Source organism: Acidiphilium sp. (assembly GCF_049977125.1).
In the GTDB taxonomy this organism is placed as follows: Bacteria; Pseudomonadota; Alphaproteobacteria; order Acetobacterales; family Acetobacteraceae; genus Acidiphilium.
In genome coordinates this window covers 12,137-35,629 of record NZ_JBMFGY010000027.1, presented here as the reverse complement: position 1 = coordinate 35,629, position 23,493 = coordinate 12,137, and the positions used below count along the sequence as shown (strand labels likewise).

General features: G+C 66.8%; 19 protein-coding genes. 3 read left to right on the top strand and 16 right to left on the bottom strand.

Translation table 11 applies throughout. The annotated features are described in order from the left end of the window. Positions 1 to 37: 37 nt before the first annotated feature. The gene (gene hrpB / locus ACP5E6_RS06685) at positions 38 to 2,470 is read right to left on the bottom strand and encodes an ATP-dependent helicase HrpB (protein ID WP_427953082.1); all 2,433 of its coding nucleotides are present in this window, start codon (positions 2,468 to 2,470) and stop codon (positions 38 to 40) included. Positions 2,471 to 2,517: 47 nt separating this feature from the next. On the opposite strand from hrpB, the gene ACP5E6_RS06680 reads away from it, so the two are divergent. The 3 genes from ACP5E6_RS06680 to ACP5E6_RS06670 all read left to right on the top strand — a co-directional run bounded on the left by ACP5E6_RS06680 (position 2,518) and on the right by ACP5E6_RS06670 (position 5,717). Beyond that, positions 2,518 to 4,545 (top strand): protein-disulfide reductase DsbD family protein, encoded by a 2,028-nt coding sequence (locus tag ACP5E6_RS06680; RefSeq protein ID WP_427953080.1) that lies wholly within the window; start codon positions 2,518 to 2,520, stop codon positions 4,543 to 4,545. Between the two features lie 78 nt (positions 4,546 to 4,623). Beyond that, positions 4,624 to 5,058, top strand: a complete 435-nt coding sequence (locus tag ACP5E6_RS06675; RefSeq protein ID WP_427953078.1) for a hypothetical protein — start codon at positions 4,624 to 4,626, stop codon at positions 5,056 to 5,058. Between the two features lie 35 nt (positions 5,059 to 5,093). Beyond that, positions 5,094 to 5,717 carry a c-type cytochrome gene (locus tag ACP5E6_RS06670; protein WP_427953077.1) on the top strand — a complete coding sequence of 208 codons (624 nt, stop codon included), beginning with the start codon at positions 5,094 to 5,096 and terminating at the stop codon, positions 5,715 to 5,717. Between the two features lie 184 nt (positions 5,718 to 5,901). On the opposite strand, the gene ACP5E6_RS06665 is transcribed toward ACP5E6_RS06670, so the two are convergent. The 15 genes from ACP5E6_RS06665 to ACP5E6_RS06595 all read right to left on the bottom strand — a co-directional run bounded on the left by ACP5E6_RS06665 (position 5,902) and on the right by ACP5E6_RS06595 (position 23,491). Next, positions 5,902 to 6,555 carry a carbohydrate binding domain-containing protein gene (locus ACP5E6_RS06665; protein ID WP_427953075.1) on the bottom strand — a complete coding sequence of 218 codons (654 nt, stop codon included), beginning with the start codon at positions 6,553 to 6,555 and terminating at the stop codon, positions 5,902 to 5,904. Positions 6,556 to 6,751: 196 nt separating this feature from the next. Then, the gene (rsgA, locus tag ACP5E6_RS06660) at positions 6,752 to 7,813 is read right to left on the bottom strand and encodes a ribosome small subunit-dependent GTPase A (RefSeq protein WP_427953073.1); all 1,062 of its coding nucleotides are present in this window, start codon (positions 7,811 to 7,813) and stop codon (positions 6,752 to 6,754) included. A 177-nt stretch (positions 7,814 to 7,990) separates the two neighbouring features. After that, positions 7,991 to 8,818 carry an ion channel gene (locus ACP5E6_RS06655; RefSeq protein ID WP_427953071.1) on the bottom strand — a complete coding sequence of 276 codons (828 nt, stop codon included), beginning with the start codon at positions 8,816 to 8,818 and terminating at the stop codon, positions 7,991 to 7,993. 56 nt (positions 8,819 to 8,874) lie between these two features. Continuing rightward, positions 8,875 to 10,425 (bottom strand): cell division protein FtsZ, encoded by a 1,551-nt coding sequence (gene ftsZ / locus ACP5E6_RS06650; RefSeq protein ID WP_427953069.1) that lies wholly within the window; start codon positions 10,423 to 10,425, stop codon positions 8,875 to 8,877. A gap of 66 nt (positions 10,426 to 10,491) precedes the next feature. Continuing rightward, complete coding sequence (gene ftsA / locus ACP5E6_RS06645; RefSeq protein ID WP_427953067.1) at positions 10,492 to 11,799, bottom strand: cell division protein FtsA; 1,308 nt, start codon at positions 11,797 to 11,799, stop codon at positions 10,492 to 10,494. Positions 11,800 to 11,812: 13 nt separating this feature from the next. Beyond that, positions 11,813 to 12,679 (bottom strand): cell division protein FtsQ/DivIB, encoded by an 867-nt coding sequence (locus ACP5E6_RS06640; protein WP_427953065.1) that lies wholly within the window; start codon positions 12,677 to 12,679, stop codon positions 11,813 to 11,815. Next, positions 12,667 to 13,587 carry a D-alanine--D-alanine ligase gene (locus ACP5E6_RS06635; protein WP_427953063.1) on the bottom strand — a complete coding sequence of 307 codons (921 nt, stop codon included), beginning with the start codon at positions 13,585 to 13,587 and terminating at the stop codon, positions 12,667 to 12,669. Before ACP5E6_RS06635 ends, ACP5E6_RS06640 begins: the two co-directional genes overlap by 13 nt. Next, positions 13,584 to 14,513: a UDP-N-acetylmuramate dehydrogenase gene (murB, locus tag ACP5E6_RS06630; protein WP_427953061.1), complete on the bottom strand. Its 930-nt coding sequence runs from the start codon at positions 14,511 to 14,513 to the stop codon at positions 13,584 to 13,586. The genes ACP5E6_RS06635 and murB overlap by 4 nt, the downstream gene beginning before the upstream one ends. Then, positions 14,510 to 15,937 (bottom strand): UDP-N-acetylmuramate--L-alanine ligase, encoded by a 1,428-nt coding sequence (gene murC / locus ACP5E6_RS06625; RefSeq protein WP_427953059.1) that lies wholly within the window; start codon positions 15,935 to 15,937, stop codon positions 14,510 to 14,512. Before murC ends, murB begins: the two co-directional genes overlap by 4 nt. Continuing rightward, entirely contained in the window at positions 15,934 to 17,028 is a 1,095-nt protein-coding gene (locus ACP5E6_RS06620; protein ID WP_427953057.1) for a UDP-N-acetylglucosamine--N-acetylmuramyl-(pentapeptide) pyrophosphoryl-undecaprenol N-acetylglucosamine transferase, read from the bottom strand. Before ACP5E6_RS06620 ends, murC begins: the two co-directional genes overlap by 4 nt. Positions 17,029 to 17,036: 8 nt before the next feature. After that, on the bottom strand, positions 17,037 to 18,200 hold the full coding sequence (locus ACP5E6_RS06615) for an FtsW/RodA/SpoVE family cell cycle protein (protein ID WP_427953055.1): 1,164 nt from the start codon (positions 18,198 to 18,200) through the stop codon (positions 17,037 to 17,039). Then, positions 18,200 to 19,618 carry a UDP-N-acetylmuramoyl-L-alanine--D-glutamate ligase gene (gene murD / locus ACP5E6_RS06610; RefSeq protein ID WP_427953053.1) on the bottom strand — a complete coding sequence of 473 codons (1,419 nt, stop codon included), beginning with the start codon at positions 19,616 to 19,618 and terminating at the stop codon, positions 18,200 to 18,202. Before murD ends, ACP5E6_RS06615 begins: the two co-directional genes overlap by 1 nt. Beyond that, the gene (gene mraY, locus ACP5E6_RS06605) at positions 19,615 to 20,703 is read right to left on the bottom strand and encodes a phospho-N-acetylmuramoyl-pentapeptide-transferase (RefSeq protein ID WP_427953051.1); all 1,089 of its coding nucleotides are present in this window, start codon (positions 20,701 to 20,703) and stop codon (positions 19,615 to 19,617) included. Before mraY ends, murD begins: the two co-directional genes overlap by 4 nt. Further along, on the bottom strand, positions 20,703 to 22,058 hold the full coding sequence (locus ACP5E6_RS06600) for a UDP-N-acetylmuramoyl-tripeptide--D-alanyl-D-alanine ligase (protein ID WP_427953049.1): 1,356 nt from the start codon (positions 22,056 to 22,058) through the stop codon (positions 20,703 to 20,705). Before ACP5E6_RS06600 ends, mraY begins: the two co-directional genes overlap by 1 nt. After that, positions 22,055 to 23,491, bottom strand: a complete 1,437-nt coding sequence (locus tag ACP5E6_RS06595; RefSeq protein WP_427953047.1) for a UDP-N-acetylmuramoyl-L-alanyl-D-glutamate--2,6-diaminopimelate ligase — start codon at positions 23,489 to 23,491, stop codon at positions 22,055 to 22,057. Before ACP5E6_RS06595 ends, ACP5E6_RS06600 begins: the two co-directional genes overlap by 4 nt. Positions 23,492 to 23,493 lie beyond the last annotated feature (2 nt).

Here is a 23,493-nt window from a genome sequence, read left to right as displayed (position 1 = left end):
CGCGTCAACTTAATCGCATATCGCTCTAATGGTCTGATCAGGATCGTGGCCGCCGCGGCGCTGCCGGGGCGCGCCATGGTTCCTCCGGCCATTCATGCCTGGGATAGCGCCCGCGCATGTCCTTGCGCGCATCGAGCCACCCCGATCGCCAGAAGCCGGCGAGATCCCCGGTTACCGCGATCGGCCGGTGGGCTGGCGAGAGCAGGGCGATTTGCAGGGGGATGCGGCCCGCCGCCAGTTTCGGTGTCGCATCCAGCCCGTAGAACATGGGCGCCCGCGCCGCCGCGACCGGCACCGAAGCCGTGTAATCGATCGCGACCGGCCCGCCCGGCGCGTTGAGATGCTCCGGCAGGGCTTCGGCCAGCGCGCGAACCCGCTGATGCCCCAGTGCCGCGCGCAGGAGTGCCGCGAGATCGAGGGCGGCGACCTCTTTCAGACGCGACAACCCGGCGAGGTAGGGGAACAGCCATGTCTCCATCGTCGCGATCAGCGCTGGCTCGGAGAAATCGGGCCATGCGTCGGGCGCGATCGAGCGCATCCAGCCGACCCGCGCCTGCCATTGCCGCACGGACCCGGTCCAGGCGAGCAGGCTGGGTTTCGCCCGGACCGCCGCGCGCAAGGCCGAGGCGATGTCCTCCGCGGTTGCGGGGGTGCTGCGATCGGACAGGATTATCGTGCCGAACCGCCGCCGCTCGCGCAGCATGACGGCGCCGGACGTGCCTTCGAGGGCGACGTCCCGGCTGGTGATGATGTGGTCCGCGAGACGGGTTTCGAGCCATGCCGGATCGAGCGGCGCGGCCAGGCTGATTTTCGGCGCGCCGCGTCCCCCGAGAGTGGCGACCGCCAGCATTGGCGCGCGCGCCAGCGGATCGGTCGGGTCGAGTTTCGCCCCGCCGCCATCGGCCAGGCGAAAGGCGCCCGGCTCGCCGCGTCGCACCGCGATCCGGTCGGGGAAGCCTGCAGCGAGCAGCAGTGCGGCATCACCCGCCGCCACCGTGTCGCGCCGCACGCCGAGCCGCGCGCGGTAGGTGGCACTCGCCTGTTTGATCCGGGCGATCACGCCCCGGTCGCCCGCGCCATGGCCGGCGATCGCCTCCAACCGGAGCAGAAGATCGGCGGTGCCTGACTCGCGCAGCGGGTCGCGCTCTTCGAGCAAGGCGGCGATGTCGGCCGCCAGGGCCTGCTCGCCCGGCGTCTCCGCCGCCAGCATCAGGGCGGCGAGGCGGGGGGCGGCACCGAGTGCGGCCATTCGTTTGCCGCGCGCCGTGATTTTATGGGCGGGATCGAGCGCGCCGAGGTCGCGGAGCAGCGCCTGCGCCGCCGCGACCGCCCCCTCCGGCGGGGGGTCGGGGAAGGGCAGATCGGCGACGCGCTCGCCCCAGGCGGCGCAGGTCAGCACCAGAGAGGACAATTCGGCCGCGGTGATTTCGGGCCGGTCGAATTCGGGCAGGCCGCGATGCAGCGCCGCGGTCCAGAGCCGGATCGCCACACCCGGCGCCTCGCGCCCGGCCCGGCCGGCCCGCTGGGTGGCGGCGGCCTTGCTGATCCGCCGTGTGACCAGGCGGGTCAGGGAAGGGCCGGGATCGAACTGGGGGGCGCGGCGATACCCGCCGTCGATCACCACACGCACGCCGGGGACGGTGAGCGAGGTTTCGGCGATGCTGGTGGCGAGAATGATCCGGCGCGTTGCGGTCGGGGTCAGCACCCGCGCCTGTTCGCCTGGCGGCAGGTCGCCGAACAACGGCAGCACCGCGACGCCCACGCCGGTGAGGGCCTGCTCGGCCCGCCGGATTTCGCCGACACCGGGGAGGAACGCCAGGATATCGCCCCGGTGCGCCGCCAGCGCGGCCCGCACCGCGCGGGCCAGCGCCTCCGGCAGGTCGCGCGGATCGGCCAGATCGCGCGTGGCGTATTCGATCGTGACGTCATGCGCCCGACCGGCGCTTTCGATCACCGCCGCCTGCAACAGATCGGCGAGGCTCGCGCCATCGATCGTCGCCGACATCGCCAGTATCCGCAGTTCCGGGCGCAGGCCGCGTTGCAGATCGAGGGTGAGCGCCAGGCCGAGGTCGGCTTCCAGGCTGCGTTCGTGGATTTCGTCGAAAATCACACCGGCGACGCCCTGCAACCCCGGATCAGTCAGAAGGCGCCGGGTCAGCAACCCTTCGGTGATCACCTCGATTCTGGTGCGCGGCCCGACGACGGAATCAAGACGGGTGCGATAGCCGACCAATCCGCCCGGGACGTCGCCGATCAGGCTGGAAATCCGTTCCGCCGCCGCGCGGACGGCGAGGCGGCGGGGCTCGAGCATCAGGATTTTACCATCGCCGACCCAGGGTTGATCCAGCAAGGCCTGCGGCACCAGGGTGGTCTTGCCGGCGCCGGGGGGCGCGATCAGCACGGCGTTCGGTCGCGTGGCAAGGGCGTCGCGCAGGGCCGGCAGCATCGCGGTGACGGGGAGTTCATCCATGAAGCCGGCGGTTAGCACCGAACCGCGTAATGTGCGATAAATCCGATATGAGCGTTCATCGTTATCTGATCCCGCTGCTGGTCATCTGGCTGCTGACCCCTCTGGCCGCGCGGGCGGCCGAGAGTAATCAGGTGGTCTCGTCGCGGGTCAGTGTATCGTTGGTTTCGGCCACGCGGGCGGCATCCGGCCCCACGATCACGCTCGGTCTGTTGTTTCGGCTGAAACCCGATTGGCATATCTATTGGTCCGATCCCGGCGATGCCGGCGAACCGCCTTCGATCACCATCACCGCACCCAAGGGGGCCAAGGCCGGCCCGTTCAGCTATCCCGCGCCGCATTGGCTGGTGGCGAGCGGGGTGGGGGATTACACCGAAGATGGCACGGTGCTGCTGCCGTTCACCCTGACCACGCCGCGGCCAGGGGTTTCGAGCATCGACGCGACGGCGAACTGGCTGGTGTGCGATCCCAAGATTTGCGTGCCGGAGCATGGGCGGTTCACGCTCACGCTGCCGGGCGGCACCGGGCCCTCGGCCCAGGCGCCGCTGTTTGCGGCGGCGGCGGCGGCGATGCCGCGTCCCTCGCCGTTCAGGGCGATCATCGCGCCGGATGGAACGCTGGCGATCACCGGGGCGGGACTCAGCCGGGCGGTGGTGAAATCGGCGCATTTCTACCCGGATGATCCGGGCGTCATTGTGAATGCGGCACCGCAAAAGCTTGGATATGTCGCGAACGGGTTCACCCTCGGCCTGAAACCCGCCGATGCCGCAAAACCGCTCACGGCGCTTGCGGGCGTGCTCGAAATCACCGATCCGGCCGGGCAGACCCAGGCGCTGACCGTCGCGGCGGCGCCGGGTTCGCCGCCCGCGCCACTGGTCACGACGCCGTGGTTGGTCTGGATCGGTGCCGCGCTGCTGGGGGGGCTGATCCTGAATTTGATGCCCTGCGTGTTTCCGGTGCTGGCGATCAAGGCGATGGCGGTTGCCCGTTTCGGGCGCAACGATCGCGCCGAGGCGCGGCGGGAATCGATGGCCTATACGGCGGGCGCGGTGCTCGCGATGATGGTGCTGGGCGGGGTGCTGCTGGCGATTCGCGCCGGGGGCAGCGCGCTCGGCTGGGGATTTCAGTTCCAGTCGCCGGTGTTCATCGCGGTGATGGCGTGGCTGGTGTTCGCGATCGGGCTGAATTTCGCCGGGATGTATGAAATTTCCGGCATGGAAAATCTTGGGTCCGGGCTGGCGGCGCGGGGCGGGTTGCTCGGCAGCTTCGCCACCGGGCTGCTGGCGGTGGTGGTGGCGACGCCCTGCACCGCCCCGTTCATGGGCGGCGCGCTCGCCGCGGCGCTTGCCGCTCCCGTGATCCTTGGATTGGGTATTTTTGCCGCACTCGGCCTCGGCATTGCGCTGCCCTTCGTGGCGATCGCGATCGTTCCCGGTATCGCGCGGGTGTTGCCCCGGCCGGGCGCCTGGATGGATGTGCTGCGCCAGTTCCTGGCGTTTCCGATGTTTGCCACCGCGATCTGGCTCCTCTGGGTGATGGCGCTGGAGGCCGGCGCCTCAGGCGTGTTGATCGTTGGCGCGGGCGGGGTGTTGCTTGGATTCGCGCTCTGGTTGTTGCGGTTTCGCGGCATCGTGGCGCGGGGGGTGGCGGTGCTGGCGGTGGTCGCGACCGGGGTGTTGCTCGCGCGCGTCACCGCGACGGCGGCGGCGGGCACGGGGGGGCATGGTTTGCAGGTGACCGGGGCGGTGGCGTTTTCACCCGCCAAACTCGCCGCCCTGCGCGCGGCGGGGCAGCCTGTTCTGGTCGATATGACGGCGGCGTGGTGCATCACCTGCCAGGTCAATGAGCGGGTCGCGCTCGACCCGGCATCGATACAGCGGTTGTTTCGTGCCCATCACGTAACCTTGATGATGGGCGATTGGACCCGGCAGAACCCGGCCATCACCACCTATCTGGCCGCGCATGGGCGGGATGGCGTGCCGATCTATGTGTATTATCCGCCTGACCATGCCCCGGAAAAGGTGCTGCCGCAGGTGCTGACCCCGGCGATCGTGACCCGGGCGGTGACCGGAACATAGACGAAATCGCGCGGCAACCCAGATAGGAGGGCGGAGAGGTCGATCATGAGGGGTTTCGCGGCAGGATGCGGGCTTGCCTTGAGTCTCATCGGGGGTGCCGGGGCATCGTCGCTGCCGCCGATCGGGTTGTGGCAGGGCCAATACACATGCGCGCAAGGCAAGACCGCTTTGGCGCTGCAAATAACCGCCCTCAGCCCGACCAGTGTGCGGGCGGTGTTTTATTTCCATGCCCTGGCCAGCAATCCTGGCGTGCCTCAAGGGTGTTTTTCGATGCATGGGCATTTCGATGCGGCGACGCGGCGGTTGGTGCTGAAGCCGACGCGTTGGCTGGCACGGCCGCCGTTCTATGTGTGGGCCGCCCTGTCCGGCACGGTCGGGCCGAACGGGACCGGGCTGGCCGGGACGATCGAGGGGCCGGCTTGTACCGATTTCAGCCTGACACCGAGCATCACACTGCCGGTGCCGCCGGCGCCTTCAGCGTGCCGGATGGATCAGGACGGTCCGACAGTGTAGATCGTTCAACAAACAACGGATGGGAACTTAACAGAATGATCAAAGCAGGAATATTCGTGGTGGCCGCAGCGCTGATCGCCGGGGGGCTGGGCACCGCGCAGGCGGCGCCACCGCCGCAGGTGGCGCAATGTGCCGGCTGTCATGGCGCCGATGGCATGGGCAATCCGGTTGCCGGTTTCCCCGCGCTCGCGGGTCAACCGACCGAATATCTGGAGCAGCAGCTTTACGCGTTCAAACATGGCACCCGGCGCAATGCGATCATGAAGAGCTTCGCGCTCGGCCTGACCGCGGCGGATCGCCGGGCGATCGCCACCTATTATCATGATCTGCCGGCGATCGCGCCGACCGCGCTGCCGGCGGCGCCCAGTGATGCTACCGGGGCGACACTCGCGATGAACGGAGCGGGGATCGGCACGGATCATGCGATTCCGGCTTGTGATTCCTGCCATGGCGCAGGGGGCCTGGGCGTGGCGCCGGCGTTTCCCCGGCTGGCCGGTGAACCCGCCGCCTATATCGCGGCCCAGTTGACCGATTGGCAGAGCGGCTCGCGGAGCGAAACCGATGTGCACCTGATGCATAATATTGCGGTGATGCTCAGCCCCGCGCAGATCAAAGCGGTATCGGAATATTTCGCAGCATTGCCGCCGACCGGCAAATAGGAGGGGCGGCGATCGGTGATGCTCACGTCGTTGTTCGGCGGGGGCGCACCGCTACCGGTCGGTTTCGGCGGATCGTGCCGGGGTGGTTTTGCCCAGACTACGTAAGGGCCTGAATGCTTGAGTGACAAGCCGTTCGTTGTCGATCCGACTGAACCGGGCTGGTTCAGTCGGAGCGGCGGTTGCCTTATCGCTTGCTTGTGCGGGCGCGGCGGCGGCTGATCAGTCCGAGGCCGATCAGGGCCGTGCCGAGCAGGGCGAGTGAGCCGGGTTCGGGAACGGCGATCAGGGAGACGGCGTCGATTTCATTGCCGCCGCTGGGATTGTAGCCGGGGAGGTTCAGCGCCGCGAAACTCAGGGTTTCTGATGAGGCATCGGCGCTGACGACGAAGGTGTTCAGCATCCAGTCGAGCGAGGATGCGGCGGCGCCGGTGCTGGCATCCGTTGTGATGGTCTCGCCGCCGAAGCTCACCCTGGTCTGTTGCGGCCCGTAGCCGGGGCGGCTCCCATAGGCCCATGACAGGGTATAGAGCGCACCGGGCGTGAGGCCGGTTACGGTCTGGCTGATGGTATCGAAGGTGGTTCCGTTCAATTCGGCACTCTGCCTGCCCGCATAAGCCGGGCCGCCGAGAATGTTGCTGTAGTCGATTTCGATTTCGTTGTGATTGCTGGTCCAGCCAGGCACGTTGCCGTTGGTGAAGATCTGGTAGCCGCTACCGACGCTCGGGTTTTCGAACGAGCCATTGGTAATCAGATTTGGCGCGATCGGTGTCGCCTGGGCGAAGCCGATGCCGGCGAGCATCGTGGCGACGAGGGTAAGGGCGCAGCGGGAGAGATGCATCAAAGAGGCTTTCCTGGAGGGCTCGATCGGAGCGGTGAGACGGTATCTGCACGCGCAGACTTTGTAGGCTTGTTGTTAAGCAATTTCGGTGCCAGATATTTTATTGTTTTAAATCAGAGTCTTGGAAATATTCGTCTCCGGGAGTGTAAAAAATCCTGACAAAATGTTTTCGCTGGTGCCAGGATTCATAATCTGATCACGGCGGTGGACGTTTGCGGTGTGACGCGGTGAGTATGCGCTTCTGGCGCGTCTGAGCGGCTTCGGCGCGCTTGTCGCCCCGACGTGCCAGGGCTTTGAGTTCATGGTCGAGCCTGGCGTAATCGGCGAGTCGGCGTGCATCGAGCGTGCCGGCGGCGATGGCGGTCTGGACGGCACAGCCGGGCTCGGTCTGGTGTCGGCAATCGGCGAAGCGGCAGTCGGCGGCGACGGCCGCGATGTCGGCGAAGGCGTCCTCGATGCCGTCGGTTTGCCATTGCGTGATGGCGCGGATGCCGGGCGTATCGAGGATCATGCCGCCGCCATCGAGCAGGAACAGATCCCGGCTGGTGGTGGTGTGCCGGCCACGACCGTTGTTATCGGTTACGGACGTCGCCTGACGCTCCATGCCGAGCAACCGGTTGACCAGGCTCGATTTGCCGACGCCCGATGAGCCGACCAGCAGCGCGGTGCGGCCATGCCCGATCAACCCCCGCAGCGGCGCGATCCCCTCGCCCGTTGCGTTCGAGACCTGATAAACCGCGACACCGGGCGCTTCGAGGGCGAGTTGCGCGATCATCGGTGGCGCCAGTCCGAGGTCGATTTTGGTCAGCACGATGATCGGGATGGCCCCTGAACCGAAGGCGGCGCCGAGCAGGCGTTCGAGCCGGCGAACCGAGAAATCGGCATCCGCCCCGGTCACGATGAACACATAATCGATATTGGCCGCGATGATCTGCTCGCCCTTCGCGACATCGTGCCGCGTCAGATCGCCGACCGCGCGGGCGAATTTGGTTCGGCGCGGCAGGATGGCATCGATCGTCGCCGCCCCGGCCTCGATACGGGCGATCACGAAATCACCCACCACCGGCAGGCCGAGCCCGTCGTCGTGATGACGCATCCGCCCGGCACACTGCGCATGGAGAGTGCCGCCGGCGTAAGTGAGTTCATAATGGCCGCGATGGTGGGCGATGATCCGCCCGGCAATCTGGCCGGGTGCGGCGGTGTCGGCAAAGGCGTGGGCGAGCGCGGGGCTCCAGCCCAGATGGTCGATATCGTCCATGACGATCAGGCTCCGTTCGATGAAAGTCGCAGTCGGGCCTGATGAACCGGGTTCGTCAGGCGCGGGGCGGTGGGGCGCCTCGGGCGCCGGGGCGATCAACAATGACGGTCATGATGCCCTCCTGCGCGAACGGTTGCCGGCCAACGTTATTGGGCCAGGACGGACGATCTGTCGAGGTCAATCTTCGGTGTCGTGGAATTTCGTATAGTCGATCGCGAGGCTGCCGTCGGGCGTGCGATCGAAAATATCGGCGAGCCGGGCGCCGAAGCGGATGTCGGCATGGTCATAGACGTGGCGGGCGGCGACGGTGGCGAGCAGCGTGTCGTCGAGACCGGTGAGAACGCACAGCAGCACACAATGCTCGCGCGCCAGGGCGGCGGCGTTGAGGCCGAACAAAGGGCTGGTCTCGGTGATGCGGTGAATGACGGTCCAGGACAGCGCAAAGGCCGGTGACTCGTCACGCTCCAGCACGAGGTCGATCAGGCGGCGCAGCGCGATGCCCTCGGGGTCGGTGTCATCACGGATCATGGTTACGGTCATGCGCGCGTTGGTGAGGGCATTGCGCCGTCGGTTGGCGGCGCGGAACATCAGGGTGGGCACGCCGTGATAAGGATGGATCACAGCAATATTCGAGAACATCACGCGCGCCTGTGGCCGCGACAGCCGCGCGAACAGCAAGCCGGTGGCGAGAGCGGTGGAGAGCACGCCGGTGATGATTTCGACACTGGCGATCGCGTTGGTCGTCACGGTTTTCGGATAGAATACGCCGTAGCCGGCGGTCGAGAAGGTCTGGACCGAAAAGAAGAACGCATCGCCGAAATTACCGGGCCGCGCACCGCCGATGCCGCCGGCGAACCAGTAGATGGCGCCGAAGATCAAATTCATCATCGAAATGCCGAGCGCCATCAGCCCCAGCAGAACGGGCAGGCGCATCGTCATCAGCACATGAAAAATATCGGACAGGCCGGCCCGGGAGAGGCCGCGCCGTTCGATCTGGCGGAGCATCTCCGCCGAGAACGGCGCCGATTGTCGTGATCGGCGCCGTTGGGACGGGTGCAGGGTCAGGATTGCTGGCGGCGGAGGAAGGCGGGGATGTCGATCCCGATTTCCTCGTTATGGGCGAGCCGCACGGCCGGACGCGGCTCAGCCTGCGGCGCAGGTTGCGCGAAATGCGGCTGCACCGGCTGGGCGGGGGCGGCCTGGTGGGCCGGTGCCGGTTCCTGCGGCATCACATAGGCCGATTGCGGCGCGTGGCGCTGCGGCTCGGCCTGCGGCATCGGCTGGGGGGCGGCGGCGCCACGGAACCCGCTGGTCATCCGGCTGAACAGGCTGCCTTTGCGGGAAGGTTCGGCGGCGGCGCGCGGTGCCTCGCGGTAGGCGGCCGGGGCGGAAATCGGGGCGCGCATCGGCGCGTCCTGATAGGGTTGGGCCTGCATCGCCTGGGCCTGCATCGCCTGGGGCTGGAACGCCTGTTGCTGCGGCACCTGATGCTGCGCGGGCGGCTGCTGCGGCACCACGTTGAGCACCGGCTGTTGCGATGCCGGCGCGGCTTGATGGACGTTACCGCCGGCAACCGCATCGCTCATCACGCCGCCGCCGCCCATTGCGACCAGTTTCGGCCGCTCGGATTGCGCCGGGGCGGCGGAGTCGATGCCGGTCGCCACCACTGAAATCCGCACGCGGCCACCGAGATTTTCATCGAGCGCCATGCCGACCATGATGTTGGCGTCCTCGTCGACCTCCTCGCGGATGCGGTTGGCCGCCTGATCGAGCTCGAACAACGTCAGGTCCGAACCGCCGGTGATGTTGATCAGCAGGCCACGCGCGCCCTTCATGTTGGTGTCTTCGAGCAGCGGGTTGGAAATCGCGGCCTCGGCGGCGCGGATCGCGCGGTCTTCGCCCTCGGCCTCGCCGGTGCCCATCATCGCCTTGCCCATTTCGGACATCACCGAACGGATGTCGGCATAATCGAGATTGACCATGCCGGGCACCACCATCAGATCGGTGACACCGCGCACACCCATGTAGAGCACATGGTCGGCCATTTCGAAGGCTTCCTTCCAGCCGGTGCGCTCGTTGGCGACCTTGAACAGGTTCTGGTTCGGAATGACGATCAGCGTATCGACGTAGTTCTGCAACTCGGTGATGCCCTCATCGGCCGATTTGAGCCGGCGCCGGCCCTCGAACGAGAACGGCTTGGTCACGACGCCGACGGTGAGGATGCCCCGCTCACGCGCCATCCGCGCGATCACCGGGGCAGCCCCCGTGCCGGTGCCGCCGCCCATGCCGGCGGTGATGAACACCATATGCGCGCCATCGAGATGCCGGGCGAGATCCTCGGCGGCTTCCTCGGCCGAGGCCTTGCCGACTTCCGGGCGTCCGCCGGCACCGTTGCCCTGCGTGATGTGCGGGCCAAGCTGGATGCGCCGTTCCGCGCGCGAGAGCAGCAGCTGCTGCGCATCGGTGTTGGCCACCACGAAATCGACGCCAGGCAGATTGAGCGCGATCATGTTGTTGACCGCGTTGGTGCCGCCGCCGCCCACGCCGATGACCGTGATGCGCGGGGTGAAATCGGTGTGGCTGGTTTTCTGGATGGTGAGGTTCAAAGTCATGGCTGCATCTCCTGGCAGGCGGGCGTTGTGCGTTTTGCGACGGGGTAAAAATCGGGGCGCGTCATCTCAGAGGCGCCGTTTGAGGAAGGCGATGAGGCGGGCAAGCACCCCGTTCGGGGTTTCGGCGGTGAAATCGAGATCGTGCATGGTCTGGCCGTCGCCGGTGGCGAAGGCGAGCAACCCGATCAAGGTGGCGAAATTCGGTCCGGTCGCGGCGTCGGGCAGGCCGATCACCCCGAACGGCCGGCCGAGGCGGACCTGGCGGTTGAGAATATGCGCGGCGAGTTCCCGCGCGCCGACCAGCTGGGCCGCACCGCCGGTCAGCACGACCCGCGCCCCGGCGGCCCGGCCGAGGCCGGAGGTTTCGATCCGGTCGCGCGCGAGTTCGAAAATCTCCTCGATGCGGGGGCGGATGATCGAGACCAGCGCGCTGCGCGGCACTTTCGCGATCTGATGCTCCGCCTCGCCGACCAGCGGCACCGGCAGCAGTTCGCGCGCATCGTCCGGGCTTTCCTGGCAGGTGCCATACAGGGTCTTCAACCGTTCGGCGTGGGCGACCTGGGTGGACAGCAGGCGGGCGACATCGTTGGTGACGTGAATGCCGCCGATCGGCAGTTGCGCGGTATGGAGCAGATGGTTCTCCGCGAAGACCGAAATCGTGGTGGTGCCGCCGCCCATGTCGATCACGGTCGCGCCGAGTTCGCGCTCATCGGCCACCAGCGTCGCGAGGCCCGAGGCGAAGGGGGCGGAGACCATGCCGGAAATTTCCAGCTCGCAGCGTTCGAGGCAGGCGGTGAGACTCTTGATCGCGGTGGTCGCCGCATCGATGACATGCAGCTGTGAGGTCAGCGTATCGCAATACAACCCGCGCGGATCGGCGACGCCGCCGGTCTCGTCGGTCGCGAAATTGAGCGGCAGCGCGTGGATCGTGCCGCGGCCTTCCGAGGCGGCGCGCGATCTTGCCTCGCGCACGACGCGGCGGATGTCATCACCGGCGACCGCGCGGCCATCGATCGGCCATTGCACGTTGAACAGGCGCGATTCCGGCTGACCACAGGAGAGGTTCACGATCACCGATTTCAGCCGCATGTCGGCCTGATCCTCGGCGGCGCCGACGGCGGCGCGGATCGCGCGTTCCGCCTCGTCGAGATCGACGATGCCGCCCGATTTGATCCCCCTGCCCTTCTGCCAGCCGAACCCCAGCGCGCGCAGCCTGCCATCGGACTCAGCGCGGCCGATCAGGCAGGCGATTTTGGTGGAGCCGATGTCGAGCACGCCGAACGGGCCGGAGCGCGCCGGGCGGGGGCGGGCGGTATCCGGCCTCGCGTCGCCTTTCTGTGGCGGAAGTGCCGCGCGACGAGACATGTCGTTCATGCTGCGGTCCTTTTCATGACTGGTGGCCCGATGATGGTGCGGCGTCGGTGATGAAACCTTTGGGATACGGGCGGACCACGAGGCGATCGGCCAGGCGCAGATCGATCGTGCGCACCGGACGCTCCAGCAATTCGATCCGGTCATCGGCCTGCACCAGACGGGCCATCGCCGCGGCCGCGTGCTGGTCGGGCAGTTTGACCGTCGTGTGATCGCGGAGCAGGAGGTTCCAGCGTAGATTGTCGATTCGCTCGGCCGCGACGACATGTTTGGCGATCGATGGGTAGCGTTTCAGCAGCGCCAGCAGGGCGGCGGCATGCTCCGGCACGCCGGCGCCGACGAGTAAGGGCAGGCCAGGATCGTGCGCGCGGGCGGCGGCGGCATCATGGCCGGCTAATACCGTGCCATCGGGGCCGATCAGGGCGAAGCTGTTGTCGGGCTTCTGCCAGATCGCCACCGGGCGGCGCTCGATCACATTGACCCGCACCGTGTCGGGCAGGATGCGTTCGACCGTGGCGCTGCGGACGGCGCCGAGTGCGGCGATGCGCACGGCGGCCGCATGGGGCGAAAACGCCAGGATGGGCATGCCTTGTTTCAGATCCAGCGCGCGTTCGACCGAGGCGCGCGGCGTGGTGGTGGCGCCGGTGATGTCGATATGTTCGACACGCATGCCGCCATCGGCGAGGAGATCGGCAAGGTCGCGATGGATCGGCCGGATCAGGCTCGACGCCCCGCGCAGTCCGAACGGCGCGATGACGAGCATGGCAATGACGACGCCGGCGATCACGGCGGGTTTGCCCGATTTGCGGAAGCGTCGCAGCAGCAGGGTTCGCGTGCTCGGGCGATCCTGGATTTTCGGTTTGCGGGATTTCACACGCGACATGCGGCGTGCTCCACCATCCAGATGCAGAGAGCCGGGAAATCCATGCCGCAATAGGCGGCCTGCTCGGGGAGCAGCGACGTTGCCGTCAGGCCGGGCTGGGTGTTCACCTCGAGCAGGACCAGCCGGTCGGTCTCGTCGTCATAGCGGAAATCGGCGCGGCTGGCGCCCCGGCAGCCGAGCGCGTGATGGGCGGCAACCGCGACATCCTTGGCCCGCGCGGTGATGGCGGGGGCGATGCGGGCGGGAATGTCGTGACGCGAGCCGCCCTCGGCGTATTTGGCGACATAGTCGTAAAAACCGTCCGAGAGAATCTCGGTAACGGCCAGGGCGCGGCCATCGAGCACCGCGACGGTGAGCTCACGGCCGGCGATATATTCCTCGGCCATCACCATGTCGCCGAAATGCCAGTCGCGGGCGATGTCGGCGCGGCGATTATCGCCGTCGCGGATGATGAACACGCCGACCGAGGAGCCTTCGTTGACGGGCTTCAACACATAGGGGCGCGGCAACGGATCGGTGTCCGCGAGATCTTCGCGGGGAACGATGCGGTGCCGGGCAAGGGGCAGTCCGGCGGCGGCGAAGGTCGCCTTGGCGACGGATTTGTCCATCGCCATGGCGGACGCGCGGACACCGGAATGGGTATAGGGGATGCCCATGTAATCGAGCACGCCCTGGATGGTGCCATCTTCGCCGAAGCGGCCGTGCAGGGCGTTGAACACGGCATCGGGCGGCGGCGTCAGCTGGGCGATGACCGCGCCGAGATCGGTGCCGACGTCGATCGGCTGCACCGCGTAGCCGACCGATTCGAGCGCCGCGATGACCTGTCGCCCGGACGCGAGGCTGACCTCGCGTTCGGCGGAGATGCCGCCGAACAGCACGGCGACGCGCTTGACCATCGGGCGCGTCATGCGCGCCCCCGTTGCGGAATGCCGATGCGCTTGATTTCCCAATGCAGGGCGATGCCGGTTTCAGCCTGAACGCGGGCGCGGACGGCATCGCCGAGCGCCTCGAGGTCGGCGGCACTGGCCGAGCCGCGATTGATCAGGAAATTGCAGTGCTTTTCGGAAACCTGCGCATCGCCGATCCTCAGCCCGCGGCAACCGGCCTGATCGATCAATTGCCACGCCTTGTAGCCTTCGGGGTTGCGGAAGGTCGAGCCGCCGGTGCGGGCGCGGATGGGCTGGCTCGCCTCACGACTGGTGCGGATCTGCGCCATTTTCGCGGTGATCGCGGTCGGGTCGCCCGGTTCAGCGGCTAGGCGGGCGCGAACGACCACGCCGCCGGGTGGCAGCGTGGCGTGACGATAGGACAGGGCCAGATCGGCGGCGCTGTAGCGCGCGATATGGCCATCCCGTCCGACGATCTCGACCCAGTCGAGCACGTCGCTGATCTCGCCGCCATAGGCGCCGGCATTCATCGCGACGGCGCCGCCGAGCGAGCCGGGAATGCCGGAGAGGAATTCGAGGCCGGCAAGCCCGGCGGCGGCGGCGTGTTCGGCAATGGTGATGTCGAGCGCCGCGGCGCCGGCGATGAGGCCGTCGGGTTCGATCGAAATATCGGCAAAGCCACGGGCCAGTTTGATCACGATGCCGGGAACGCCGCCGTCACGTATGATCAGGTTGGAGGCCGCGCCGATGATGGTGACCGGCAGTTCCGGACTGAGGGCGGCGAGGAATTGAGCGAGATCCTCGGTATCCCGTGGGCGGAGCAGATAATCGGCCGCGCCGCCGACGCGGAACCAGGTGGCGGCGCCCAGCGGCGCATCGAACGCCGCCCGGCCACGTGGAACCGGCAGGGTGTCACGCCAGTCGGCGCGGCGTGTGGCGGCCATCATCGCGTCCCTCCCGGTCCGCGCGACAGGGCCTGGAGTTGAGCCGGCAGCGCCTGCGCCCATTGGGTGATGCTGCCGGCGCCGAGACAGACCACGAAATCGCCGGTGCGGGCGATCGCCTTGATCATTTCGGCCAGATGATCGGGGCTGGCGAGCGGCACCACGGCACGGTGCTGATGCGCGCGCAATCCATCGATCAGCGCGTCCCGGTCGACGCCTTCGATCGGTTGCTCGCCGGCGGCATAGACATCCGCGACGATGACGGTATCGGCATCGTTCATGCAGGTGCAGAAATCCTCGAACAGCGAGGCGAGGCGGGAATACCGGTGCGGCTGAACCACGGCGATGACCTCGCGCGCGCCGGCCTGGCGCGCGGCCTTGAGCACGGCGGCGATCTCGACCGGATGGTGACCGTAATCATCGATGACGGTGACACCGCCGACCTCGCCGGTTTTGGTAAACCGGCGTTTGACACCGCCAAAACCCGCGAGGGCGGCGCGCAGATCGGTTTCCGGAATCTCCATTTCGATGCCGATGGCGATCGCGGCGAGGGCGTTGGCGACGTTGTGGTTGCCCAGCATCGGCAGCCGGAATGGACCAAGGCGGCGGGATTTGCCGCCGATCCGATCCGACAGTCGAACCTCGAAGGTGGCCCCGTTGCGATCGGACATGATCCGCTCGGCGCGCACATCGGCCTGGGGTGAAAACCCATAGGTGATCAGCCGGTGATCCGACAGATCGGGGATCATCTGCTGCACCGCCGGATGATCGATGCAGAGAACCGCGAAACCGTAGAAGGGAATGTTGGATACGAACTGGCGGTAGCCTGCCTCCATCGCTTCGCGGGTCCCCCAATGGTCGAGATGTTCGGGGTCCATATTGGTGACGACGGCGATGACCGACGGCAGGCGGAGGAAGCTGCCGTCGCTTTCGTCGGCTTCGACCACCATCCAGTCGCCGGTGCCGAGGCGGGCATTGGTGCCATAGGCATTGATGATGCCACCGTTGATCACGGTGGGATCGAAACCTGCGCCGTCGAGCACGGCGGCGACGATGCTGGTCGTCGTGGTTTTGCCGTGGGTGCCGCCGATGGCGACCGACCAGCGCAGCCGCATCAGTTCGGCGAGCATTTCGGCGCGGCGAACGATGGGGATGAGCTTGCTGCGCGCCGCCTGCACTTCGGGATTGTCGCGCGGCACGGCGGTGGAGATCACCACGACCTGGGCAGCACCGAGATTGGCGGCGGCGTGACCGATGGCCACCGGAATGCCGGCGGCGCGCAGGCGCTGCACATTGGGGCTTTCGGCAATATCGGAACCCTGCACCGAATAGCCGAGATTGTGCAGCACCTCGGCGATACCCGACATGCCGATACCGCCGATCCCAACGAAATGGATCATTCCGATCCCGAGCGGCATCGCTCTCATGACGTGCGCTCCGTCACACAGGATTGCACCAGATCGCTGAGACGGGTGGCGGCATCCGCGATACCGCAATGGGCGGCGGCCTGGGCCATGGCGGCGAGACGACCTGGTTCGGCCAGAAGGGTTTCGAACGCGCGCGCGAGAACCGGTGGGGTGAGGCTCGATTGATCGAGCCGGATCGCGCCCCCCTTGCGCGCGATGGCATCGGCGTTGTGGCGCTGGTCGGCATTGATCGCGAGGGGGATAAAAATGGCCGGCCGGCCGATCACCGCGAGTTCGGCAACCGTCGATCCGCCGGCGCGGGCGATGACGAGATGGGCGGCGGCGATGCGAGGGGCGACGTCGGCAAAGAACGGGGCGAGGCGGCTGGCGATCCCGGCCTGGTCGAGCATGGCTTCGGCATCCGCGATTTCGGCCTGCGGGCATTGCATGGTCAGGTCAATGCGGCGGCGGAGCGGTTCAGGCAGGGATGCCAGGGCGGCGGGGATCAGGCTGGCGAAAATCCGTGCGCCCAGCGAACCGCCGAGCACCAGCAGGTTGATGCGATCGGCCGGCGCCGCGTAGGGCGAGGCGACCCGTTGCGCGACCGCCGGGCGGACCGGATTGCCCGTCAGCGTGGTTTTGATCCGGCGTGGCACGGCCTGGGTATTTGCGAAGCTGATCGCGAGATGGTCGGCAAAACGGGCAAGAAGGCGATTGGCACCGCCGAGGATGGCGTTCTGGTCATGCAAAATAACGGCGGGGCGGTGGTGCAGCCCAAGGGTCGCCACGATCGGGGGAACCGAAGGGTAGCCGCCGAAGCCGATCAGGGCCGACGCATCGAGCGTGGCGAGCAGGTTTCGCGCGGTTCTCGTGCCGCGCGCGAGTTGGCGGAGTCCGGCGGCCATTTGCGCGGGGCCGCGGCCAGCGAGGCCGGCGCCGTCGAGAACATGCTGTTCGCAACTGGCGAATACCGAAGATTTCGACGCGCTGGACCGATGATCGGTCATCAGGACCACGCGCTCGCCACGCTGCATCAGCAGATCGGCGACCGCTTCGGCGGGGAACAGATGCCCGCCGGTGCCGCCCGCCGCGATGACGATGGGTTTCAGCATCGAACCCCTCATGCCATCCGGTCCTGCACACCCATGCCGGGGCCGCGCTCGGCGGCGCGTTCGGCGTGGTTGCGCTTACGTGTGAGGGCGAGCAGGAAGCCCATGTGCAGCCCGACCGCGAGCACTGCCGAGCCGCCATAGGAAATGAAGGGCAGCGTCATGCCCTTGGTCGGGATCAGCGACAGGGACGAGGCCATGTTGATGAAGGCCTGCAGGCCGAAGCTCACCAACAGGCCCGATGCGGCGAGCGCGACGAAGAGGTCGGTTTCGCGCATGATGCGGGCGAGGCCGCGCAGCACGATGACGGCGAAGATCAGAATGATCCCGAGGCAGACGATCAGGCCGAATTCCTCGCCAGCGACGGCGAACACGAAATCGGCGCGGGCATCCGGCAGATAGTGTTTCACCTGACCCTCGCCGGGGCCACGCCCCCAGAGGCCGCCGTTGCCGAAGGCGGAGAGGGCGGTGATCGCCTGGTAGGCTTTATCCTTGGTGGGATGCAGGAACAGCATCACGCGCGTGTGGACATGGGCGATGAATTCGAAGGCGGCAAATCCCGAAACGCCGAACCCGGCGACGGCGACGCCGACCCAGTAGAGGTTGAGCCCGTCAAGAAAAAGTTGGGCAAAGAAGGTCGAGGCGACCAGCGCGGTCGACCCGACATCGGGTTGACGCAACAGAATCAACAGCACCAGACCGTTGAGACCGAACGCGGCGAGCATCCCCGGAAAACCGGGCGTGCGGCGACGTTCCGCGAGGAGCCAGGCGGTCGCGATGATCAACGCCGGCTTGAGGAATTCCGATGGCTGGATCGTGAATCCGGGGAGCGCGATCCAGCGGCGACCACCATCGATCACGACACCATGGACCAGGGTGAACGCCGTGAGGATGAGAAACACGATGCCGATGCCGAGGGCGGCGAGTTTGACCTGCTTGAGGTCGAGCATCGAGGTGCCGAGCATGATGAAGGCGCCGACCGCGAGATAGATAATCTGTTTGATCATCACGATGGTGCGGGGATCGGACAGGGCCAGATTGGTGGCCGGGGTGGCGGCGAGGGCCAGCACATAGCCGATCCCGACCAGCAGGATCAGGGCGGTGAGCATCACGCGGTCGATGCTCCACCACCAGCGACCGACGATCGAGGTATCCGCGCGGGAGAGAACCGGCATCAGCCGTTCCCCCGCGGTTTGGCCAGCGCGTGCACAAGGGCGGCGAAGTGCCTACCGCGTTCGGCGTAGTTCGCGAATTGGTCGAAACTGGCGGCGGCGGGAGCGAGCAGCACCGTCTGAATGCCGCGCCGGGTCGCCACGGCGTAACCCGCCGGCACCGCACGGTCGAGCGTTTCAACGATCTCGAACGGTACTTTGTGGCGGGCGAGGGTGGTTGCGAAGGTCGCGGCATCCCGGCCGATCAGGAGAGCATGCTCGACATGGCTGAACCATGGGGTCAGCGAGTCGATGCCGCCGGCCTTGCCGAGGCCGCCGGCAATCCAGACCACGCGATCGAAACTATCGAGGGCGCGTGCGGCGGCATCGGCATTTGTCGCTTTGCTGTCATCGATGAAGTCGACGGCGCCGACCCTGGCAATCCATTTTTGGCGATGTGGCAGGCCGGGGAAACTGGCCATGGCGTTGGCGATGGTCGTGCGATCGATGCCGAGTGCGAGCGCCATGCCGGTCGCCGCGGCGGCGTTTTGGGCATTATGGGTGCCGCGCAGCGCCGGCGCGGTTGACAGGTCTGCGATCAGACCAAATTGATCATTCACGATACGCTGATCGGCATAGATATCGGTGGTTTGATGGCCGGAAATGCGGATGACGCGGGCTGGTTGGTCGGCGATCTGGTCGGCGAGGGCGCGTGATGGATCGTCATCGATCCCGATGACCGCTGTATCAGTCCCGATTTGGCGTGCGAAAATCGCTGCCTTTGCAGCGACGTATCCGGTCATGTTGCCATGGCGGTCGAGGTGGTCGTGGGTAATGTTCAGCATTGCGGCTGCATCGAAGCGCATTGTCGCGATTCGCTCCAACATGTAACTCGACATTTCCAGCACATAAATTCCGTGATCGGGCAGCAGCGGCAGGGCCAGAGCGGCCGGGCCAAGATTGCCGCCGCTGGCGACAGGGATGCCGGCGCCGGCGATAATATGCGCGAGCAGCGCTGTGGTGGTCGATTTACCATTGGTACCGGTGATGCCGGCGAACCGGGCGCGGCTGCCGGCGGCGCGGACGGCACGGTAGAGCAATTCGGCGTCACTCAGGATCGCGACATTGCGCGCGACCATTGCCGCCGCTTCAGGATGCGGGCGGGGCAGGTGATGGGGGATGCCTGGCGAGAGGATCAGCGCGTCGAGATGCGCGGCCTCGCTGGGTTTGGCGAGGGCGATGCCGAGTTGGGCGGCGGCGTCGCGCTTGGCGGCATCATCGTCCCAGGCGATGACCTGAGCGCCCATGGCCATCAGGCTCTGCGCCGCGGGTAACCCGTTGTCACCGAGCCCGAGAACGGCGAAATCCTGCCCTTCAAAGACACGCGGCCATATTTTTGGCGGCCACATTTTTGACGGCCACATTTTTGACGGATCGTTCATCGGATTTTCAACGTTGCGAGACCGGCGAGGCCGAGGATCATCGCGACGATCCAGAACCGGATCACGATGGTCGGTTCGGCCAGCCCCTTTTTCTCGAAATGATGATGCAAGGGGGCCATCAAGAACACCCGCCGCCCGGTGCGCTTGTACCAGAACACCTGCACGATGACCGAAACCGTCTCCACCACGAACAGCCCGCCGACGATGGCGAGCACGATCTCGTTTTTGGTCGCCACCGCGACGGAGCCAAGCGCGCCGCCGAGTGCCAGAGAGCCGGTATCCCCCATGAAGACGGCGGCGGGAGGCGCGTTGTACCACAGAAACCCCATGCCCGAGCCGATCAGGGCCGAGCAGAACACCGCGAGTTCGCCGGTGCCCGGGACGAAATTGATCTGGAGGTAATGGGCAAAGATACGGTTGCCGACCAGATAGGCGATCAGCGCGAACACGCCGGCGGCGATGATGGTCGGCACGATCGCCAGCCCATCCAGACCATCGGTCAGGTTCACCGCGTTGGACGCGCCCATCATGACGAACATCGCGATCAGCGGGAAGGCGAAGCCGAAGGGGATCAGCAGATGCTTGAATACCGGCACCGCCAGGTCATCGGCAATCGAGGCCGGCATCAGATGCGTGATCCAAACCGCGGCGATCAGGCCGATCAGCGCCTGAAAGATCAGCTTGACCCTTCCTGGCACGCCCTTGGTGTTTCGCCTGGTCAGTTTCAGGAAATCATCGGCGAAGCCGATCGCGCCATAACCGATCGTGACCATCAGAACCGCCCAGACGTAACCGTTCTCCAGATCGGCCCAGAGCAGGGTCGACACGCTCAGCGCGATCAGGATCAGGAAGCCGCCCATGGTGGGCGTGCCCTTTTTTTCGATCAGATGGCGTTCGGGGCCATCGAGGCGGATCGGCTGTCCCTGACGCTGGAGCGATTTGAGCCAGCGGATCAGGCGTGGACCCAGCAAGAAACTCACGATCAAGGCGGTGATGCAGGCGCCACCCGCCCTGAAGGTGATGTAGCGGATCAGGTTCAGCACATGGAATTGGGCCACATGCGGCAGGAGGAGCGCGTAAAACATCAGGCGGCCGCTTCAAGTGTGGTGATGATCGTCCGCATGCGCGAGCCAAAGCTACCTTTGACGAGCACGACATCGCCATCCCGCAGCGCATCGCGCACCAGAGGGGCGAGTTTCTCTGCTGAGTCCGCCCATCGATGCGGGCAGGTATCCGGCAGATCATCGGCCATCAGTCGCATTTTTTCGCCGCAGGCGAGCACCAGATCCGCCACGGCGGCGACCGGATCGGCAAGGTCACGATGCTCGCGGTCCGCAAAGTCGCCGAGTTCGAGCATGTCGCCGAGCACGACGACGTGGCGGCCCTCGTGCAGAGCGAGCACGTCGAGCGCCGCGCGGACCGAAGCTGCGGAGGCGTTGTAGCTCTCATCGATGATTGTGATGGCGATATCGCCGAGGCGCAGACGGCGTCGCGCGCCGCGCCCGGCGAGCGGGACGAAACCGTCGAGCGCCGCGGCGGCGGCTTCGGGATCGAGTCCAAGTGCCGCGGCGGCGGCAAGAGCGGCGACCGCATTCATCGCCATGTGGCTGCCGGGGGCGGCGAGACGCAGATGAACGACGCGGTTGAGGATGCGGGCGGCAAGATCGACGCCCTGCGGGTCGCTGTCGGCGGCAATCAGCCTTGCCTCGGCGAGATCCTGGGTGCCGAAGGAGATGATGCTGGTGTCGTCCGGCGCGCGGCGGGCCAGCCGCGCCAGATGCGGGCCGCGCGGCAGGATGGCGGCACCGCCCGCGACGAGGCCGCGCAGCAACGTGGCCTTTTCGTCGGCGATCGCTTCGATCGAGCCCATCATGCCGATATGGGAGGCCGCAATGCTGGTGATGATCGCGACATGCGGGCGGGTGATGGCGGCGAGCGGGGCGATTTCACCGGGATGGTTCATGCCGATTTCGATCACCGCGAAATCTGCGGCCGGGCTCATGCGGGCCAGGGTGAGCGGCACGCCGATATGGTTGTTGAACGAGGCTTCGGCCGCGTGGGTGGCGCCGAAATGGCTGAAAATCCGGCGCAGCATTTCCTTGGTGGTGGATTTGCCGACGCTGCCGGTGATGGCGGCAACCTTGGCGGTGGCGCGGGCGCGGGCGAATTCGCCGAGGCGGGTGAGCGCCGCCTGTGGATCGTCAACCAGCAGGACCGGTCCGATGCCGTCGTCACGCGAGGCAAGCGCGCCCGCAGCGCCGTTTTGCAGGGCATCGGGGATAAAATCATGCCCATCGCGGGAATCGGTCAGGGCGACGAAGAGATCACCGTTCGCCAGGGTGCGGCTATCGATCGCGACGCCGGTGACTGCGAATCGATCACGCGCAAAGACACCGCCCGTGGCGATTTCGAGATCGGCGGCGGACCACAGCACGGTCATGCCAGGAACTCACGGATAACCGCGGCATCGTCGAACGGCAGGATTGTGGTGCCGATGGTCTGGCCCTGCTCATGACCCTTGCCGGCCACCGCGAGAACATCGCCCGGCTTCAGCATGGCGAGGCCGGTTTCGATCGCCTTGCGACGGTCGCCGATTTCGTGCGCATCGCGGCAGGTGGCGAGAATGGCGGCGCGGATCGCGGCCGGGTCTTCGCTGCGGGGATTATCGTCGGTGACGATCATGAGATCGGCGCATCGCGCGGCAACTGCGCCCATCAGCGGGCGTTTGCCCCGATCACGATCACCACCGGCGCCGAAGACCAGGATCAGACGGCCAGTCGCATGGGGGCGCAGCGCCGTGAGCAGGCGTTCCAGCGCGTCGGGCGTGTGGGCGTAATCGACATAGGCGGCAGCGCCGTTGGCGAGCGTACCGACACGTTCCAACCGGCCACGCACCGGGGCAAGGGTCGCGAGCTGGTCGAGCGCCGCCTCGAAGCCGAGGGCGAGGGCCAGGCCTGCGGCGAGCAGGGCGTTATCGGCCTGGAAACGACCTGGCAAGGGGAGGAGGAGTTCGTGGCGCCGTCCGGCGGCCTCGATGATCAACACCTGGCCGGCGGGCACCGGTGTCGCACGGCGAAGGTTGATCGCTGAACCATTGTCACCGACTGTCGCGAGGTCGGGCCGATGCGCGCGCAGAGCCGCGAGGGTAACCGCGTCGAGATCGGCCATGGCGAGCGCGGGCGCGTCGTGTGGCAATAATTCGGTGAACAGGCGGAGCTTGGCGTCGCGATACCGGGCAAGATTGCCGTGATAATCCAAATGGTCGCGGGTCAGATTGGTGAAGGCGGCCGCCGCGAGGCGCAGACCATCGAGCCGGTACTGATCGAGTCCGTGCGATGAGGCCTCGAGCGCGACGTGATCGATGCCGGCGGCCTTCAAACGGGCCAACGTGGCGGCAATCGTGACCGGATCCGGCGTGGTCAGGCTCTCGCCCGCCGGAAAACCGGGCGCCACCAACCCGAGAGTGCCGAGCGATGCGGCAGGTGTGCCGGTGGCTTCGATGATCTGGCGCAGAAAATCAACCGTCGAGGTCTTGCCGTTGGTGCCGGTGATGGCGGCGATCGATCGCGGCATCGGCCCGGTGAGCGCCACGGCGATTTCAGCGAGGCGGCGGCGCGGATTGGCGTCAGCCAGCAGCGGGCAGGACGATTCGAAATCCGGCCAGATCGTGTCGGGGGGCGCGAGAATAGCGACCGCACCGCGCGCGATGGCATCAGCGATAAAGCGCCGGCCATCGGTCCTGGTCCCCGGAAGGGCGGCAAACACCATACCGGGCGCCACCGCGCGGCTGTCAGCGGTGATGCCGGTGATGATGCAATCACGCGCCACGGTCCAGGCCGGCGGTGATTGCGCGATGGCGGCAAGCCGGCTCATCA

Bases quoted from the DNA above. Each gene is read 5' to 3' on its own strand.
- hrpB (WP_427953082.1), bottom strand. From the start codon at position 2,470: ATGGATGAACTCCCCGTCACCGCGATGCTGCCGGCCCTGCGCGACGCC.
- ACP5E6_RS06680 (WP_427953080.1), top strand. From the start codon at position 2,518: ATGAGCGTTCATCGTTATCTGATCCCGCTGCTGGTCATCTGGCTGCTG.
- ACP5E6_RS06670 (WP_427953077.1), top strand. From the start codon at position 5,094: ATGATCAAAGCAGGAATATTCGTGGTGGCCGCAGCGCTGATCGCCGGG.
- ACP5E6_RS06665 (WP_427953075.1), bottom strand. From the start codon at position 6,555: ATGCATCTCTCCCGCTGCGCCCTTACCCTCGTCGCCACGATGCTCGCC.
- rsgA (WP_427953073.1), bottom strand. From the start codon at position 7,813: ATGGACGATATCGACCATCTGGGCTGGAGCCCCGCGCTCGCCCACGCC.
- ACP5E6_RS06655 (WP_427953071.1), bottom strand. From the start codon at position 8,818: ATGCTCCGCCAGATCGAACGGCGCGGCCTCTCCCGGGCCGGCCTGTCC.
- ftsZ (WP_427953069.1), bottom strand. From the start codon at position 10,425: ATGACTTTGAACCTCACCATCCAGAAAACCAGCCACACCGATTTCACC.
- ftsA (WP_427953067.1), bottom strand. From the start codon at position 11,799: ATGAACGACATGTCTCGTCGCGCGGCACTTCCGCCACAGAAAGGCGAC.
- ACP5E6_RS06640 (WP_427953065.1), bottom strand. From the start codon at position 12,679: ATGTCGCGTGTGAAATCCCGCAAACCGAAAATCCAGGATCGCCCGAGC.
- ACP5E6_RS06635 (WP_427953063.1), bottom strand. From the start codon at position 13,587: ATGACGCGCCCGATGGTCAAGCGCGTCGCCGTGCTGTTCGGCGGCATC.
- murB (WP_427953061.1), bottom strand. From the start codon at position 14,513: ATGATGGCCGCCACACGCCGCGCCGACTGGCGTGACACCCTGCCGGTT.
- murC (WP_427953059.1), bottom strand. From the start codon at position 15,937: ATGAGAGCGATGCCGCTCGGGATCGGAATGATCCATTTCGTTGGGATC.
- ACP5E6_RS06620 (WP_427953057.1), bottom strand. From the start codon at position 17,028: ATGCTGAAACCCATCGTCATCGCGGCGGGCGGCACCGGCGGGCATCTG.
- ACP5E6_RS06615 (WP_427953055.1), bottom strand. From the start codon at position 18,200: ATGCCGGTTCTCTCCCGCGCGGATACCTCGATCGTCGGTCGCTGGTGG.
- murD (WP_427953053.1), bottom strand. From the start codon at position 19,618: ATGAACGATCCGTCAAAAATGTGGCCGTCAAAAATGTGGCCGCCAAAA.
- mraY (WP_427953051.1), bottom strand. From the start codon at position 20,703: ATGTTTTACGCGCTCCTCCTGCCGCATGTGGCCCAATTCCATGTGCTG.
- ACP5E6_RS06600 (WP_427953049.1), bottom strand. From the start codon at position 22,058: ATGACCGTGCTGTGGTCCGCCGCCGATCTCGAAATCGCCACGGGCGGT.
- ACP5E6_RS06595 (WP_427953047.1), bottom strand. From the start codon at position 23,491: ATGAGCCGGCTTGCCGCCATCGCGCAATCACCGCCGGCCTGGACCGTG.